The 16160-nt window shown below is 59.1% G+C and carries 16 protein-coding genes; 10 read left to right on the top strand and 6 right to left on the bottom strand.

Going from position 1 to position 16160, the window contains the following annotated elements; genetic code table 11:
• Positions 1–180: 180 nt before the first annotated feature.
• Positions 181–1467, bottom strand: coding sequence for an urea ABC transporter substrate-binding protein (gene urtA / locus BPRO_RS06930; protein WP_011482341.1), 1287 nt, complete (start codon positions 1465–1467; stop codon positions 181–183).
• 362 nt (positions 1468–1829) lie between these two features.
• Positions 1830–2981 (bottom strand): GlxA family transcriptional regulator, encoded by a 1152-nt coding sequence (locus BPRO_RS06925; protein ID WP_086003088.1) that lies wholly within the window; start codon positions 2979–2981, stop codon positions 1830–1832.
• Between the two features lie 101 nt (positions 2982–3082).
• Here BPRO_RS06925 and BPRO_RS06920 point away from each other — a divergent pair, with 101 nt between their 5' ends.
• The 7 genes from BPRO_RS06920 to BPRO_RS06890 all read left to right on the top strand — a co-directional run bounded on the left by BPRO_RS06920 (position 3083) and on the right by BPRO_RS06890 (position 10023).
• Entirely contained in the window at positions 3083–3949 is an 867-nt protein-coding gene (locus BPRO_RS06920) for an ABC transporter substrate-binding protein (protein ID WP_011482339.1), read from the top strand.
• A gap of 64 nt (positions 3950–4013) precedes the next feature.
• The gene (locus tag BPRO_RS06915) at positions 4014–4802 is read left to right on the top strand and encodes an amino acid ABC transporter ATP-binding protein (RefSeq protein WP_011482338.1); all 789 of its coding nucleotides are present in this window, start codon (positions 4014–4016) and stop codon (positions 4800–4802) included.
• The gene (locus BPRO_RS06910; protein ID WP_011482337.1) at positions 4802–5458 is read left to right on the top strand and encodes an amino acid ABC transporter permease; all 657 of its coding nucleotides are present in this window, start codon (positions 4802–4804) and stop codon (positions 5456–5458) included. The genes BPRO_RS06915 and BPRO_RS06910 overlap by 1 nt, the downstream gene beginning before the upstream one ends.
• Positions 5455–6141 (top strand): amino acid ABC transporter permease, encoded by a 687-nt coding sequence (locus BPRO_RS06905; protein ID WP_011482336.1) that lies wholly within the window; start codon positions 5455–5457, stop codon positions 6139–6141. The genes BPRO_RS06910 and BPRO_RS06905 overlap by 4 nt, the downstream gene beginning before the upstream one ends.
• Positions 6138–7541: an amidase gene (locus tag BPRO_RS06900; protein ID WP_011482335.1), complete on the top strand. Its 1404-nt coding sequence runs from the start codon at positions 6138–6140 to the stop codon at positions 7539–7541. Before BPRO_RS06905 ends, BPRO_RS06900 begins: the two co-directional genes overlap by 4 nt.
• A gap of 317 nt (positions 7542–7858) precedes the next feature.
• Positions 7859–8821, top strand: coding sequence for an ornithine cyclodeaminase family protein (locus tag BPRO_RS06895; RefSeq protein ID WP_011482334.1), 963 nt, complete (start codon positions 7859–7861; stop codon positions 8819–8821).
• Positions 8818–10023 carry a D-amino acid dehydrogenase gene (locus BPRO_RS06890; protein WP_011482333.1) on the top strand — a complete coding sequence of 402 codons (1206 nt, stop codon included), beginning with the start codon at positions 8818–8820 and terminating at the stop codon, positions 10021–10023. The genes BPRO_RS06895 and BPRO_RS06890 overlap by 4 nt, the downstream gene beginning before the upstream one ends.
• Before the next feature lie 311 nt (positions 10024–10334).
• On the opposite strand, the gene BPRO_RS06885 is transcribed toward BPRO_RS06890, so the two are convergent.
• A complete protein-coding gene (locus BPRO_RS06885; RefSeq protein WP_011482331.1) occupies positions 10335–10661 on the bottom strand; it encodes a hypothetical protein in 327 nt (108 codons plus the stop codon).
• Positions 10662–10805: 144 nt separating this feature from the next.
• Between BPRO_RS06885 and BPRO_RS06880 the strand changes: the two genes are divergently transcribed.
• Positions 10806–11669, top strand: coding sequence for an alpha/beta fold hydrolase (locus BPRO_RS06880; protein ID WP_011482330.1), 864 nt, complete (start codon positions 10806–10808; stop codon positions 11667–11669).
• Positions 11670–11776: 107 nt separating this feature from the next.
• Entirely contained in the window at positions 11777–12196 is a 420-nt protein-coding gene (locus tag BPRO_RS06875; protein ID WP_011482329.1) for a DUF1801 domain-containing protein, read from the top strand.
• Between the two features lie 235 nt (positions 12197–12431).
• Here the strand turns inward: BPRO_RS06875 and BPRO_RS06870 are convergent, their stop codons facing one another.
• Together BPRO_RS06870 and BPRO_RS06865 are read right to left on the bottom strand one after the other, a co-directional pair.
• Positions 12432–12755, bottom strand: a complete 324-nt coding sequence (locus BPRO_RS06870; protein WP_011482328.1) for a low molecular weight protein tyrosine phosphatase family protein — start codon at positions 12753–12755, stop codon at positions 12432–12434.
• Between the two features lie 99 nt (positions 12756–12854).
• Positions 12855–14012, bottom strand: coding sequence for a helix-turn-helix transcriptional regulator (locus BPRO_RS06865; RefSeq protein WP_011482327.1), 1158 nt, complete (start codon positions 14010–14012; stop codon positions 12855–12857).
• Between the two features lie 334 nt (positions 14013–14346).
• Between BPRO_RS06865 and BPRO_RS06860 the strand changes: the two genes are divergently transcribed.
• Positions 14347–15282 (top strand): hypothetical protein, encoded by a 936-nt coding sequence (locus BPRO_RS06860; RefSeq protein WP_011482326.1) that lies wholly within the window; start codon positions 14347–14349, stop codon positions 15280–15282.
• Positions 15283–15525: 243 nt separating this feature from the next.
• Here the strand turns inward: BPRO_RS06860 and BPRO_RS06855 are convergent, their stop codons facing one another.
• Positions 15526–15876 (bottom strand): hypothetical protein, encoded by a 351-nt coding sequence (locus BPRO_RS06855; RefSeq protein ID WP_011482325.1) that lies wholly within the window; start codon positions 15874–15876, stop codon positions 15526–15528.
• Positions 15877–16160 lie beyond the last annotated feature (284 nt).

Raw genomic sequence — 16160 nt, 5'->3', positions numbered from 1 at the left:
CCTGAGCCTTGTCATCCGCGTTCCTGCCATGTCATCAGCGTTCCTGTCATGTCATCCCGGACTCGATCCGGGATCCATGACCCGAGCCCTTGACCCCGACAGTAAAAAAAACCACACCTGTTTTCTGCAACCCAGGTGCGGCTTGCACCGCTTAGCCCAACGGACTTTGCGGTGGCAACCTTATTTGGTTGCTACTGTCGCGCTTTTCGCCGGCTCGTCTGGCTTCTTGTCGTTGCCTTCGATGTACGGGCTCCATGGCTTGGCCTTCACCGGGCCAGGCGTCTTCCACACCACATTGAACTGGCCGTCGGCCTTGATCTCGCCGATGAAGACGGACTTGTGCAGGTGATGGTTTTTCTCATCCATCTTCGACACGATGCCCGACGGCGCCTTGAAGGTCTGGCCAGCCATGGCGGCAATGACCTTGTCGGTGTCGGTGGACTTGGCCTTCTCGACGGCCTGCTTCCACATGTTGATGCCGATGTAGGTGGCTTCCATCGGGTCGTTGGTCAAAGGCTTGTCTTTGTGGCCAGCAATGCCCTTGGCCTTGGCGTAGTCAGACCACTTCTTGATGAACTCGGTGTTGGCCGGGCTCTTGATCGACTGGAAGTAGTTCCAGGCAGCCAGGTGGCCGACCAGCGGCTTCGTGTCCACGCCGCGCAGTTCTTCTTCACCCACCGAGAAAGCGACCACAGGCACGTCCTTGGCCTTCAGGCCGGCATTGCCCAGTTCCTTGTAGAAAGGCACGTTGGAGTCACCGTTGATGGTGGACACCACAGCCGTCTTGCCGCCGGCAGAGAATTTCTTCACGTCAGCCACGATGGTCTGGTAGTCGGAATGGCCAAACGGGGTGTACTTCTCGTCGATGTCGGTGTCTTTCACGCCCTTGCTCTTCAGGTAGGCGCGCAAAATCTTGTTGGTGGTGCGTGGGTACACATAGTCGGTACCCAGCAGCACCCAGCGCTTGGCGCCGCCACCGGCCTTGCTCATCAGGTAGTCCACAGCAGGAATAGCCTGCTGGTTAGGTGCCGCACCCGTGTAGAACACGTTCTTGGAGAGTTCTTCGCCCTCGTACTGCACGGGGTAGAACAGCAGGCCGTTCATTTCCTCAACGACTGGCAGCACCGACTTGCGGGACACCGACGTCCAGCAGCCGAAGATCACCGAAACCTTGTCCTGGCCCAGCAGCTGCTTGGTTTTTTCGGCAAACAGCGGCCAGTTGGAAGCCGGATCCACAATCACGGGCTCAAGCTTCTTGCCCATCACGCCGCCTTTGGCATTGATCTCGTCAATCGCCATCAGCACGGTGTCTTTCAACACAGTCTCGGAAATGGCCATGGTGCCCGACAGGCTGTGCAGAATGCCAACCTTGATCGTGCCCGTGGTCTGGGCATGGGCTGACAGGGCAGAAAGGCCCGTCAGCGCGACGGCAGCGGTAAGCGCCTTGAGGGTAAAACGACGTTGCATGAGTGCTTCTCCGGTAAGGTGGTAAATCGCGTTTCGCTGCGCGCAAGCCCGAAAGTGAGGCTTTTACGCAGCGATGGACTCATTCTGGGGACCGGAGGGGGATTGGGATATACGCCGGGTGGCGTATGCGTGTGGCAAAGCCCGCCCTCGCCTCGCCTCGCCTCGCCTCGCCTCGCCTCGCCTGGCCTGGCATGGCATGGCATGGCTTTTTACAGGGCGGGACCGGTCCGTCCGCTACCGCCCTGCTCTTTCGCGACCCGGACTATCCGGGCGGCCTGCCCATGACGGGTGTTTCGCTGAGTTCGACAAATTCCTGAGGCCATGCCGCACGGCTCCCCCTAAATCGTGAACAGGTTCCTGGTTCACGCATCCGCAGCGGAGAGCGCCTTTCTCAGTCGCCCCGGCGAGACACCGTAAAGCTGCTGAAAATGCCGGATGAAGTGCGAGGCATCCGCGAATCCGCATTCGTAGGCGATGGTGCTCACCGGCGAATCCGTTGAAGTCAGCAGCCACCGGCCGTACTTCAGTCTGGAGTTGCGGTAGAACTCCGAAGGCGAGGCTCCGGTTTCCGCCAGGAAGACCCTTTCAAGTTGCCGGCTGCTGGAATCCACAATTTTGGCAATGACGGCAATTTCCAGCGGTGTAGTTATGTTTTTCTCCATCAAGACAATCGCCTGCCGTAGTTTGTCATTGTCTGCAGAAGCGTAGCCAAGCGCGCGCCTGCGCGTGACATGCGAAATCGCGGATTTCCGGGTAACCGTCATCTGATGTACGACCTTGGCGGCGCGGTCCGGGCCGCAGTGCAATCGAATCAGCTCAGTGGCCAATTCGATGATCGAGATACCCCCCGCGCAGGTAATTCGATCGCCGTCGAAGACATAGTCGCAGTTGGTCGTGAAAGCCAACTCGGGGAAGGCTTCTTTCCAGTCATTGACATGAAAGGGATGAACGCAAGCCATCCTGCCTTCCATGAACCCATGCTTTGCCAGTGCAAAACTGCCGGTGCAAATGCCGATCAGCGGCACCCCGCTCTTCGCGGCTTGGTTCAAAAACTTCAACCCCCTGGCATCCGCCGTTTTCATGAACGGCAACAACCCACCGATGACAGCTACGTAGTCAAAGCGGCAATCTGATGACGCTGCAGCGAGCGTGGGAACCTCCACGCCGCAGCTCGAGGCCACTGGCTCGCCGGTAGCGCTGAGCACTGTCCACGTGCAGCGAACCTGGCGGCTCTGGTCGCCAAGGTCTGCCGCATGGCGCAGCGCATCGCACAGACCCGCCAGTGACAAAAGGGGAAACCGCGGCCAAAGAAAAATACCGACCATCAGCTCCACACCCGTTCTGGGAGCCGTTTTAATTTTGGCTGCATCAAGCCTGTCCACCAGCTGGTTGCCCTCGTCTGGTGCGGCAGCGGCATGCCCGTCCGTCCTGGTTGGTGCGTTGTGCGAGCGCTTTGACGCTGCAGTTTTGGGCGCGGAATTGCCCTTGGTCGGTAATTTCCCGGAATGTCGCATACGTTCAATTTACATGCCAAAGCCTCCTATGACAAGTTGATGACGCTTCATACCATCCACCCGTCAGTTTGAGATTCGTCAACCACCACCAGGAGTTCTTCATGAAGAAAACATTCATTGCACGCATTTTGTGCGCGCTTCTAGCAACGGGGGTCATGCTGCCGGCCGCCAACGCCCAGGCATTGCAAACCGTCGAAAAAGACGCCTTGACGATCGCGTTCACCGGGGATATGCCAGGGACTGGCTACCAGGACGGCGCCATGATCGGCTACGACGGTGAAATCCTTCAGCGCGTGGCGGAGGCAGTCAAGCTCAAGGTCAAGCCCGCGCTCATGGAGTGGTCGGGCACCATTGCTTCGGTGCAGGCCAAACGTGTCGACGTGATGGCCGGGACCATGGGCTGGACGGAGCAACGCTCCAAGATCATGACCTTGAGCGACCCGATCCATTACTTCAAAAACGGCATCACCCAGTCGAGCAAGACCAACTGGTCGCACCTCAAGGACCTGGAAGGCAAGAAGGTCGGCACGATCACCGGTTTCTCCTTCATCCCCGAGCTTCGGAAAATCACCGGCCTGCAACTGACGATGTATGACACATCCGACGCGGCAGTCCGTGATCTGCTTGCCGGCCGCATCGATGCCGTCATCGGCGATCCGCCTGTCATGCAATACGCCATTTCGCGCAACCCGCAGTGGAAGCTCAAGTTCAACGCCTTTGTTGACAACAATCCGGACTACCCCCTCCTCACCGGGCTCGGCCAGGTGGTATTTGGCCTGAACAAGGACAACCCGGAACTCGCCAAGGCAGTAAACGCTGAAATCGCCAGGCTCTGGCAGAACTGCGACCTGAAGAAGATTGGCGGCAAGTATGGCTTGGTGCAGGACGTCTGGTACGTACCTGTGGGACAGAACTTCCGTGCCAGCGTAGACCGTCCCGCCGACTGGAAATTGCCGGCCTGCAAGTAATCCCATCGAAGCATGGATACAGGCGGGCGCTTGCGCGTTTGCCTGTTTCAAACAATTAAATCAAATGAACAACACACTGTTAAGAGTCGATGGGCTTAAGAAGAGCTACGGCCCGCTTGAAGTCCTCAAGGGGATTTCCTTTGACTTGAGTAAAGGCGAGACCCTTTCGCTGATCGGGCCCAGCGGTTCAGGAAAGTCGACGTGCCTGCGCTGTCTGAATTTTCTGGAGCAACCGGGCGAGGGGTCCATCGTGCTTGACGGCGAACGGATCGGCCAGGTTCCAGCCCGTCATGGGGGTTTTCGTTTCATGAGCGATCGTGAACTCGCGCCCCAACGCCGCGAGATCGGGATGGTCTTCCAGTTGTTCTATTTGTGGCCGCACCTGAACGTTCGGGACAACGTCGCCCTGGGCTCCATCAAAGCCGGTGGAATGTCGAAACCTGAAGCGTATGAGCTCGCCGACGAAATGCTGGAGAAAGTCCACCTCTCCAACAAGGCGGATGAGTACCCGGAACGATTGTCCGGAGGACAGCAGCAGCGTGTTGCGATTGCGAGGGCATTGGCCCAGCAGCCCAAGCTCATTCTTTTTGACGAGCCAACCTCCGCGCTCGACCCGGAGCTGGTCGGTGAGGTGCTGACGGTCATTCGCGAGCTGGCCGAAGAAGGCCGGTCGATGATCCTGGTCACGCATGAAATCCGCTTTGCGAGGGACGTCGCAGATCGCGTGATCTTCATGGATGGCGGCCACATCGTTGAACAGGGCCCCGCAGCTGACGTCATCAATAACCCCCAGCTGGAACGCACCCGCTGCTTCCTCGGCCAGGTGACGGACAACCCAGGGCTGGCCAAGTGATGGAACAGCTTGGGATTTTCGGAGGCATCCTCGCCATACTGATGGGCGGCGCGATCACTGCCGCGGAGGTGGCCCTGGGTGCCTTCGTCATTGCACTGGCAGGCGGAATGCTGCTCGCGGTGACAGTCACATTCGCGCGCTTTCGCTTGCTCAAATTCGTCATCGCCGCTTACATCGAATGGATGCGCAACGTTCCGGCACTGGCTCACCTCTTCGTGATCTATTTCGGGCTGGCAGCCGTCGGCATCCGGCTCTCGCCGCTGGTGGCCGCGATCCTGGGCCTGGGACTCGTTGGCGCGGCGGTCCTGTGCGATGTTTTTGTCGCCGGACTCAAATGCATTCATGCCGGCCAGCGTGAGGCCGCTCTTTCAGTCGGGATGACACCAGGGCAGACCTTGGCCCATATCCTCCTTCCGCAAATGTTTCGGGTGACCTGGCCTTCACTGGGAAACTACACCAGCCAGCTGCTCAAAGACACGTCGATCGCATCCGCGATTGCCGCGCCAGAAATCATGTTTTTCGCCAGAAACCTGGTGACCTCAACCTTCGAGACCACCTTGATCTACCTCGCTGCCATGCTTTTATATGCGGCCATGGTGCTGCCGATCAGCTGGGGATTTGCCAAGACCGAAAGCCGCATGGAGAACAAGCGATGAACAGCATTCTTTCAGTGTTCTACCAATACTGGCCCGAGTGGGGTCCTCGCCTCGCCGAAGCGGCAAAGGTTACTGCCAAGTTGTCATCCGCAGGCTTCGCGATTGCCTTGCTCCTGGGCGCGATCCTGGTCGCCATGATCCGCAGCGGCCGGCCAGCCCTGCGCTTTGCAGCGAACTTCTTCATCCAGTTCGTACGCACCGTGCCCTTGCTCGCGCTGCTGCTGGCGCTCTACTTTGCACTGCCGCCGCTCGGGATCACACTGCCGGGCTTTTGGGCTGGGATTATCGGGTTGGGTCTCCACGGCGCTGCTTACGTTGCCGAGATTTTGCGCGGGGGCCTGCAGTCCATTCACCGCGGGCAGCGCGAAGCAGCCCTGGCTGTTGGCCTGGCGCCTCACCAGGTCTTTATGCATGTGGTGTTTCCCCAGGCTCTGCGCGTGATGCTTCCTCCGTTGCTAAACACCTATGTGGCGCTTTTAAAAGACAGCTCACTCTGCGCACTGATTGCTACGGACGAGCTGATGCTCACGGCACGGGCCATGTCCAGCGAGTTCTTCCTGCCCCTGCACATATTCCTGCTGGTGGGCGCCTTCTACTTTGCAATTGCTTTTCCCCTGTCAATGGTTTCGCGAGCGCTTGAGAAGCACCTCTCGCGTGGCCGAAGGGTAATGGGTTCGACATGACCGATAAATCTCTTACTTACGCCTCCATAGAGGAGACCCTCGAAGCTTTGACCAGCGGAGCGATCAACAGCGAAGCATTGGTCGAAAATCACTTGTCGCGCATAGAGACCTTTGATGTCAAGCTGCACGCTTACGTAGACCTCTATGCTGAAGAGGCCTTGCAGGCCGCCCGCGGACTGGACAAGCTCAGGCAAGCCGGCCTCACGGTCGGCCCGCTTCACGGTGTGACCATCGCCGTCAAAGACCTTTTTGAAATCAAGGGGCATGCCATCACCGCGGGGTCCAAATCGCTCCCGCCACGAACCTCCTCCATCACGGCGACGGTGGTCGACCGTTTGAGAGCGGCCGGCGCGATCGTCCTGGGAAAGACGCACACGGTGGAATTCGCTTTTGGCGGCTGGGGAACCAACACCTCCATGGGGACGCCCTGGAACCCCTGGGACCTTGCGATCCACCGCGTTCCTGGCGGCTCCAGCAGCGGCTCCGCAGTTGCGGTCTCAGCGGGCATGGCCTGCGCCGCACTTGGAACGGACACCGGTGGATCCGTTCGCATCCCGGCCGGGCTCTGCGGGCTTGTGGGGCTGAAGACGACGCATGGCCTGATCAGCAGATATGGCCTGATTGACCTATGCCCCACACATGACACGGTCGGCCCCATCACACGAACCGTGAGGGATTGCGCGACGCTGCTTGACGTCCTGGCGGGGCCCGATCCGCAAGACGTAGCGTCCCGCTTTTCTCCTTCGCGTTCGGTCTCGAAAGGGCTTGAGAAAGATGTCAGGGGAATGAGGGTTTGGACCCTTCCCAAGGCTGAACGCGTGGAAGTGGACCCGGAAGTCCTGAAGGCCTACGACAGGTCCCTTTCTGTATTCCTTGAGCTTGGCATGACCCTGGTGGACAAGCCACTTCCACAAAGCCTCACCCAATCCATGCGCATCGCGGGCAGCCTGATGAGCGCCGAAGGCTATGCGAATCTCGGCACGCTTTTCGAGCGCAGCGAACTGGAGTTCGACCCGAACATCAAGCGGCGGATCATGCTGGGCCGCGATATCGGCGCCGCTCAATACATCGACCTTCTCCGGGACCGTGAGTCCGCGAAGGCCGCGATGCTGGAAGCCATGGACGGCGTGGATGTCTGCGTATTTCCGACCAACGCGATCACCGCAATTCCGGTAAGTGAGGTCGACGAACTCGCCACGCCGCTGTCGAGATTTGGCCGTTTTGTGAACCTACTTGATTTGTGTTCGGTTGCAATTCCTGCAGGACTTTCCGCCAACGGCCTCCCGGTCTCCATCCAGGTTATTGGGCGCCCGTTTGCAGAGCCAACGATATTGAGGGCGGCGTTCGCCTTCGAGAAAGCAACGTCGTGGAACCAATCATTTCCCGCCGGTCTTGACTGAAGTCCTGAGTCTGGCCCCGGTGGGCGATTTCCGGCCATCGGCCTGATCGATGTGAAGGTCTTTTTTGCAAGTCATTTGCCACGAGGTTTCCCATGTTGCACATCAAGTCCTCCAGCCTTGTCAGATCGATGCTGATACCCGCCTTCGTGCTGGGATGGACGAACTTCTTGCCATCTACAAGAAGTGGTTCGACACCGAAAGCCTTCGCGTCCCCATGAATGCTTACATGAAGGAAAACATTCGTTTCCCGAACAAATACGGCATTCCCTGAGCACACAGACCGACGGTGAATCACGGGAATCGCACCAGAAAAAAATATGAAACTTACTTATCTCAACGACAAAACAGTCTCCAGCCTGCTTGACTACAAAAGCGTGGCCGACATCCTGGGCGAATCTTTCGCCGATCTCGCGGCCGGCAACGCGGCGATCCATGCCCGGCAGCGAACCGACAGCTGCGGTATCCGGCTGAGCACCATGGGCGCCGTCTGGAACGCACGCCAAGTGGGCGGCGTCAAGGTCTATCCCACTGTCAAAGAGAAGTTTTCTTTCCTGATCACTTTGTTCGACCTGGAAAGCAACCTGCCGATCGCCGTCCTCGACGGCGGCAAGATCACCAAATTCCGCACGGCCGGATTGACGGCGCTGATCGCATCCAAAGCTGCCGCAAAACAGGTTCGAAAGCTGGCTCTGTTCGGGGCGGGATTCCAGGGGCGCGCCCAGGCACATGCGCTCTGCGAGATCTTCAAGTTCGAACAGATATCGGTCGTTGACCCACTGGGGGACGATAGCTGGTGCAGCCGCCTGGCGCTCCAGACAGGCTGCCGCGTTAACCTGTGCGGCGCGGAAGCCGCTGTTCACGACGCTGACATCGTGGTCACGGCAACGCGTTCGCTGGAACCCGTTTTCGACGGAAGCTGGCTCAAGCCCGGCGCGTTGGTATCCGCCATCGGAATCAGTGCGCCTAAAGGGCGTGAACTTGACGATGCAACCCTGTCGCGGGCAAGCCGGATCATTGTGGAATGGATGCCGCAGAGCGAACGCGAAGCAGGTGAGCTCGTCTTGTGGCGCCCTAAAAACGCCCGGGAGCGTGGAAAGATCGTGGATCTGCCGGAGTTGTACCGCCAATCCATACCATGGCGTGGAAGTGACGAGGACATCATTGTCGCGAAGTCGGTGGGTGTTGGCCTTGCAGATGTGGCCTGCGCCTATCTGGCCTATGCCCGTTATACCCTATCCCCAAAAGCCCGTGAGGCTTCAGCGCAGGAGCTCGCCGCATGAAAGTCTGCGTTATCGGCGCCGGCATCGTGGGCTGCTCGACGGCCTATCAATTGGCCCGCATGGGGCATGAGGTGCACCTCGTGGATGAGGCCGCCGGTCCGGGCCTGGGAACGAGCAACGCCAACGGGGCCCAGCTCAGCTACAGCTATGTGGAGCCACTGGCCTCACCGCACACCCTGGGCGGACTTCCCGGCATGTTGCTTTCACGCGGGTCGCCCCTTCGGTTCCGGCCCAGGCTGGATTGGAGGCAGTGGTACTGGGGCTTCCAGTTTCTCAAGGCATGCACCGCAAAACAGGTTGAAAGCGGGACCCGAACACTGCTGCAGCTATCGCAGCTCAGCCGCGACACGCTGATGAGATGGATGGAAAGCGAGGATTGGTCGTTTGATTACAAAATCAACGGGAAGCTGGTCCTTTGCCCCACCCGGGACTGCCTGAAACGCCAGGAAGCGCAGATCAAATTCCAAAGCCAGTTCGGATGCCATCAGAAAATTCTGGGCGTGCGGGAATGCGTTGAAAAAGAACCCTCATTGCAAAGCTACTCCGGGAAATTCGCCGGCGGCGTGTGGACTGCCGAAGAGCGGGTGGCCGACCCTTACAAGCTCTGCCAGGAGCTGCTCCGAAGCTTGGTGCGCATGGGTGCGAATGTTTCGTTCAATGCCAGGGTGAATGACTTTGTCACTTCGGGTGAGCGTCTGGATACCGTTCGCACCAGCAAAGGCGACCTGAGGTCCGACGCCTTCGTGCTGGCCACCGGCGTGACGGCCCCAGCTCATGCGTCGAAACTCGGTATTTACCTTCCTGTTTACCCCCTCAAGGGCTACAGCATCACGCTGCCGATCAAGGGTGGGCGCCAGGCGCCAAAAGCCAGCGTCACGGATCTTTCTCTCAAGACAGTTTTTGCTCCCCTCGCACAAAACCTGAGAGTGGCCGCGATGGCCGAGATCGGCGGCCATGATCTTTCCATTCCGGGTGACCGCATCAAGCAAATGGTGGCGTCGGTTGAATCTGTTTTTCCTGGCCTATGCGATTTGTCGTCCACTCGCCCCTGGGCGGGTTTACGGCCTGCCACGCCGACCTCCGTCCCAATCGTAGGGCGCTCCAGGTTCAAAAATCTGTTCTTGAATGTTGGGCATGGTGCACTCGGGCTAACGCTCGCGGCAGGCAGTGCGGTAGCTATATCTCAAGAAATTTCGTCATGACAATCAAAGAAGAACCAGCCATGCGACGGTAGGATAAAAGCTGTGCTGGGCTGGCCATCGACAATCGAACATTGCCGATAACTGAAATTCGAAGCAGCGCCCTGAGTTCCTCATCAACAGGTAGTCTGACCTTGCCCCTGTTGTCCATGATCCAGGAACAGCCTTTAAGCCGCGGCGCGCTGAGCAGGAATTTTTGGATTTGGCAACGTAGTAGTCGCGTGGGCGTTTGGTTTGTCTTCGTAGCCTTTGTCGGTGAACTTGTGGAAGAAGCCAAGCTGGCCCAGTAGGCAGGCATCAGTAGGCACTCGAATTCAGCCCGAGCCGTCCTTCTCCTCGTCTTCCTCATCATCCGACTCATCCACCGCCAGGTCATGCACGTCGGCTACGGCGGCGTCAAAGTCGGAGTCGGAGTCGACATCGGACGAGGACTCATCGTCGTCTTCTTCCCCTTCAATAGGGTCGGGCAGGATGTCTGCGCGCGACGGGTCCATGCCTGCGCCTACCGATGTGCGCTCGCCGGTGCCTGCGGCGTCGCTGTCGCCGGTCATCGTCACCATCGCAGGCTTGCCGGACTCATCCACGCCATGCACCGCAAAGACGCTCTTGGCGAGGTCAATTCCAACGGTTACGATCGCCATGATTTCTCCTCTCAAGTGAGTTGATGAAAAGTTTGATCTCTCCATCGTGGCACTCAGTTGCCGTAAACCGCAACCCTGACGGATTGCGGCTCGCCTGGGACGGGGAAGTCCCTTCATTCGTTGAACCGAAAGAGAAGGAGACCTATGAAGATTTTCGGCGTGGCAATCCTGCTACTTGGTGTCGCTGTGTTATCTGGCTGCGGCAGTCGTAGTCTCGCCAGTGGCGTCGTCAAACAGCCTGTTCAGACCGGCTATGCTCCCGTCAACGGCCTGCGAATTTACTTTGAGATCCACGGCATTGCCAACCCGGCGCGACCGCCAATCGTGCTGCTGCATGGCGGCGGCGACACAATCAAGACCTCTTTCGGCCACATCCTGCCGGAGCTTGCGCGTGACCGGCAGATCATCGCGTTCGAGCAGCAGGGCTACGGGCACACGGCGGACATTGCCGACCGGCCGTTCAGCTTCGAGCAGTCGGCGGACGACACTGCCGCGTTGTTGGACTACCTGCACATCGAAAAAGCCGATCTCTTCGGTTTCAGCAATGGCGGCACGATCGCGTTGCAGGTGGCGATCCGGCATCCGAAAGTCGTGCGCAAGCTCGTATTGGCATCGGCCTTATCCAGGCGCGAGGGCGCCTATCCCTGGCTTTGGGAGGCGATGGCCAAGGCCAGGCTGGAGAACATGCCGAAGGAATTGCAGGAGGAGTATCTCAAGGTCGCGCCGCACCCCGAGAACCTGCGACTATTTCACGACAAGGCCGCCCAGCGCGTGCGCGACTTCAAGGACATCCCGGCTGACGCCATCCGCGGCATCACCGCGCCGGCGCTCGTTATCGTCGGCGACGCCGACGTCATACGCCCCGAACACGCCGTGGAGATGTTCCGGGCACTCCCACACGCGCAGCTGGCCGTGCTCCCGGGCACCGATCACATGAAGGTGACGGCGCGCACCGAGTGGCTGGTGCCGACGATCAGCGCGTTTCTGGACGCACCGGCGGCGAAGTAACAGTAGCCCCAGCCTTGCCTCATTGTTTTTCCAATTTGCAGCCCAACAATGCGTTCCAGCCGACGGTCTTGCAAATAAACTGTATCTGGAACTTCCAGGATGAGCCCATGAAAAAATCGGACGCGAGCCAAGGCCAGTCGGCATCGGAGCTCATCTCGAAAAGAATCACCGAACTCGGGGACTGGCGTGGGGAAACCCTCGGCACAATGCGCCAGCTCATCCAGGAGGCAGACCCGGACGTTGCCGAGGAGTGGAAGTGGATGGGCACTCCGGTTTGGTCGCACGACGGCATCATCTGCACTGGCGAATCCTACAAGGACAAGGTGAAGCTTACCTTCGCCAAGGGCGCGTCTCTGAAGGATCCGGCCCGCCTCTTCAACTCGAGTCTCGACGGAAACGTACGCCGCGCGATCGACATCCACGAAGGAGAGGAAGTTGACGAGTCCGCCTTCAAGGCGCTCGTTCGCCAAGCGGTCTCCCTCAACAGTTCCGGCAAGTCGAAACCTTCGAAGAAAGCGAAGTCCTAAGGGATTTCGCGCCTGAACAGGTCCTACCGCGGGCGAGTTCTGTGAAGCTCAGGTAATTGCCGTACAACAATTCATTCGAGCCGAACCCGCTTCGCGGGTCGGTTTAATTCAGGCGTTGAGGCTGTATTTTTAGCCCATGAGGCCAGACCTGGCGCGTGATTTGTCTGCCTGCTGATGCGTCAAGCATCAGGAGTCCAGGATGGCCCGCTGCAAAGCAGTTGGAGAAATGGCTTCTTTACCGCAAGTGGGGTGGCACTCTCTTCTCCAGCAATGAGATGAGCTCAGGCTGCATGAACTCGTAGTTGTCTTGAATATCCAGGCACACGACTTTCTTTCCTTCAAGATACCGCGTGAATCTCTGCGCAAGCTGCACGCGATGCCGTTTTTCCATGACGAAGATGACGTCCGCCCACTCAATCTGGTCGGAACTTACCGGGCAATCTGCATCCGATGCCAAGCCAGCGGAATCCGTTTCTATATCGGGCATGGCTGAAAACACACGTTCTGCAGTGGGACTGCGAAGCCTATTCCTGCTGCAGATGAAGAGCACTCGTCGCATTGACTTGATGATATCTCGGAAGAAAGTAACGTCGCCTTGAACCGGGCCGCAGGTCGACTGTGCAGCCCATTGAGGTCAGCCTCCCTGGACTCTCTGGACTCAATGGGCAGTCGTTGACAGGGTACGAATCGGCGGCGCCGAGTTATGCAACAGGCGCAGGAGGTCGGCCTGCCTGGACGTGCCGGTCTTGGAGAACATGTGCTGCAGGTGGGTGCGAATAGTCGACTCGCCGATGCCGAGCATGTCGGCCACCTCCATGCCGCCCAGCCCCTGGGAAAGCGCCAGCAGCACGCGCAGTTCGCCGCCGGTGAGCCCATGCAGCCTGGCGAAGGCCTCACCCGGCATGAGTGGCGCCTGAACGGGATCCTGCGTGAACACTGCGACCGATGCGGCAAACGGTGCAAGAATGCCGCGGCGCTGACCGCTCTCAATCGGCAGGAGGGTCGCAACGTAGCCGCCGCCGAGGCTGTCTGGAATCGCCACGGAATGTTTGCTCATACCCATTTCGGCGTCGTCGCGCGCCGCCTCTTCAATCGCCTTCGACAGTGCAGCGCGCGCCGCGGAATCGGTGGGAGAAAGCCGATTGTTGACGAGACGAATCGAATTGCCGGTTTTGATCTGGCGCTCGGCAGCCTGGTTCATGTAAACGACGTGACCATCGCGCGCCGTGAGGAAAACACCGGCAACAAGTCCATCCAGCGTTTTTTCGAGCATCTCCGACCTGAGCGCCCTGATATCGAGCACATCGGAGATGGCGAGTGCTCGGCATACATGCGGAGAAAGAAGCTTGAACAGACTGACATCACGCTGCTGAAAATGCGGGGCCGTCTCGCTCCGGGAGGCATGCATGGAAGCCATGCGCCCTCCGGTCCGCAACGCGGGAAACCAGATCATGTCCAGCAGTCCAAACGGCTTTAGCACCTCTCGAAAGAACCGGCTTTCGAGCAGCTGGTAACGCTCCATGGAGAGGGCGCTGACGTCGCCGATATCCGAGACGACATCCGCAGCGGCCATGGGACTTTCCGCGTAGTGACTTCCCAACTTCCCCAGAAATTCTGGCTGATACCCGAAGACGAACAGCTGGTCATTTTGCACGTGCCGCAGATCATGAACGCATATTCCGCCCGCTGTGCTTTCACAGAGATCTGCAACCTTTCGGCAAGTGGCCGGCCAGCGCTGCGGATCGAGCGCACAGTCATAGATCGCCCCTATCAGGTCGGACAGCTCCTGAGCGGAAACTCCCTCCAGCCCGATCACGGTAAAACCTTGCTATCCGAAGAATGTCGAGAAGCCATGCCCTTAACCTTTTCCTTTTCCTATCGAACCGGGTGACCTCTCTTGGGCCGTGAACCTGAGGCCCACCTTATCGCCCGCGCGCAGAGCGGGCCATCGGGGCAGGCCCCCGATCCGGGGTCAGGGAAACCCTGATTCTGGCCAGGGACCTCCTTGCATCATCGCTTCCGATGACGCGGCGGCCAGGGTGATTGCCTAAGCTCACAACCTGACCAGGACGCACTGTGCGCATCGCGGCGAGGTCGCACTCACTTGGCGCGATGGACTTCACCACGACACTTCTCACCAGGAGCTGCATATGACAAAGAAACCCAATGCCGGAGAAACCACCATGGGAAACGTCATCTACGAAGCTTACCGCCGCAACCGCAACCGCAACCTGAACCTGCGAGAGCAAGTTGAGCGTAAAGCCCGCGAAACCCGGGCTAAGGAAATCGATCGCTTGATCGTGGCACCGCTGCTTCGAGGGCTCAGACGGACCTTCAGCCGCGGACGGCAGCGCCCGCCTATCGCTTCCATCGCGCTGAGAGCTTGCGGCCTGATAGGCGTCGTGATTCTCGGTGGACTGCTCGTTGCCTGCGGTTCAAGCGTGCCCGACGCAGGCGCCGCCGTGGCCGCGCCGACCCGTGCTCAGACCAAAACAGTTGCGGAAAGACACTTTATCTTTGAACGGCTCGATCACTCGGTTGTGAATCAACACAGCACCGCGCACGAATCCGACCTGCCCGGAGCGTCCATCGCCGCGTATGGGGACTCCGTCGTCACCTACCAGCAAGCCCATGCGCTTGCCGAGCAGGGAAAACAGCAGGAAGCGGACGTGCTGGTACAGACCCGGGCCACCGAAGCCATGGATGCCATTGCGGCCATGGCCAAGGAAAACAAAGGGTCGATTGAAGCCTTCTGGGATGCCGTCAAGGGCGCCGGTGGGAAGGCCTGGCAGGGTATGGCCGACTTGGGCAAGGATGAAACGCCCAAAGCCAAGCTCGCGCAGCTGCAGCAAACCCTGGCCGACAGGCAGGCGCGCGGTGCCCTGAATGACAGCACAGGCGTGACAGCAAGCTATGCCAAGGGCATCGCCAACCTTGAAGCTGAAATATCCAAACTGCAAGAGTTGGTCACGGCAAATCAGGCCGCTGCGAAAGCGCAAGGAGACGCCGATCAGATCAACGAGCGAGCCACGACGGGGATACCGCAGCACGGTTCTTCTTTGAACGGCTCGATCACACGGTGGTGAATCAACACAGCACCGCGCACGATTCCGACTTGCCCGGAGCGTCGATCGCCGCCTACGGAATGTAGAGCGCGCCATTGCCAATGGGCCACAGGCGCGACACGCTTGGCAGACATCTGGATTCAAAACTTGCAGGTGGCGTGCACGTTTCCTCGTAGTTTTTTCCGGCGAACTTGCGGAAGAAACCGGGCCAGCCCGGCAGGCCGGCATCAGGAAGGCACGCGAATTCAGCCCTAGCCGTCCTTGCTAGCCGTCCTTGTCTTCATCTTCCTCATCCGACTCATCCACCGCCAGGTCATGCACGTCGGCTACGGCGGCGTCAAAGTCGGAGTCGACATCGGACGAGGACTCGTCGTCGTCTTCCCCTTCAATATGGTCGGGCAGGATGTCTGCGTCCGACGGGTCCATGCCTGCGCCCGCCGACGCGCGCTCGCCAGTGCCCACGGCGTCGCTGTCGCTGGACATTTCGTCGTCACCGTAGGCGCCCTGGGCATCGCTGCCGCTGTCGGAGTTGTCGCTGGGGCCAAGTGCGTTGGTGTCCTTGCCCCGGACATGTTCGGGAGCGTGCAGGCCGCCGAAAAGACTGCTGGTTGCCATGTTGGTCCTTCGTAAGAGAAATCACTCTATGCCTTCTTGGGGTTCAAGGCAAATCAGGGCAATGAAATTACTCTGCAAATGGCCTTGGCAGCGCCGCTTGATTTAATCGGAGATTCCCGCTAGTCACTCTCAAAACGATAGCTTCTCTCACAGGTATTCACTGGGTCCATAGCCCACTCCATCAACAGTCTGGGGTCTTGCCGCACGGGCGCGGGTTCGCCCGGCCGTGACGTGAGAAAATCTATCCCTTCATTGCAATCCACTGGCTCGGGCATCGCCTGAAT

This window comes from Polaromonas sp. JS666 (genome assembly GCF_000013865.1).
Lineage (GTDB): Bacteria > Pseudomonadota > Gammaproteobacteria > Burkholderiales > Burkholderiaceae_C > Polaromonas.
Note: the sequence above shows the minus strand (reverse complement) of the source record. Positions and strands in the feature narration are given on the sequence as shown.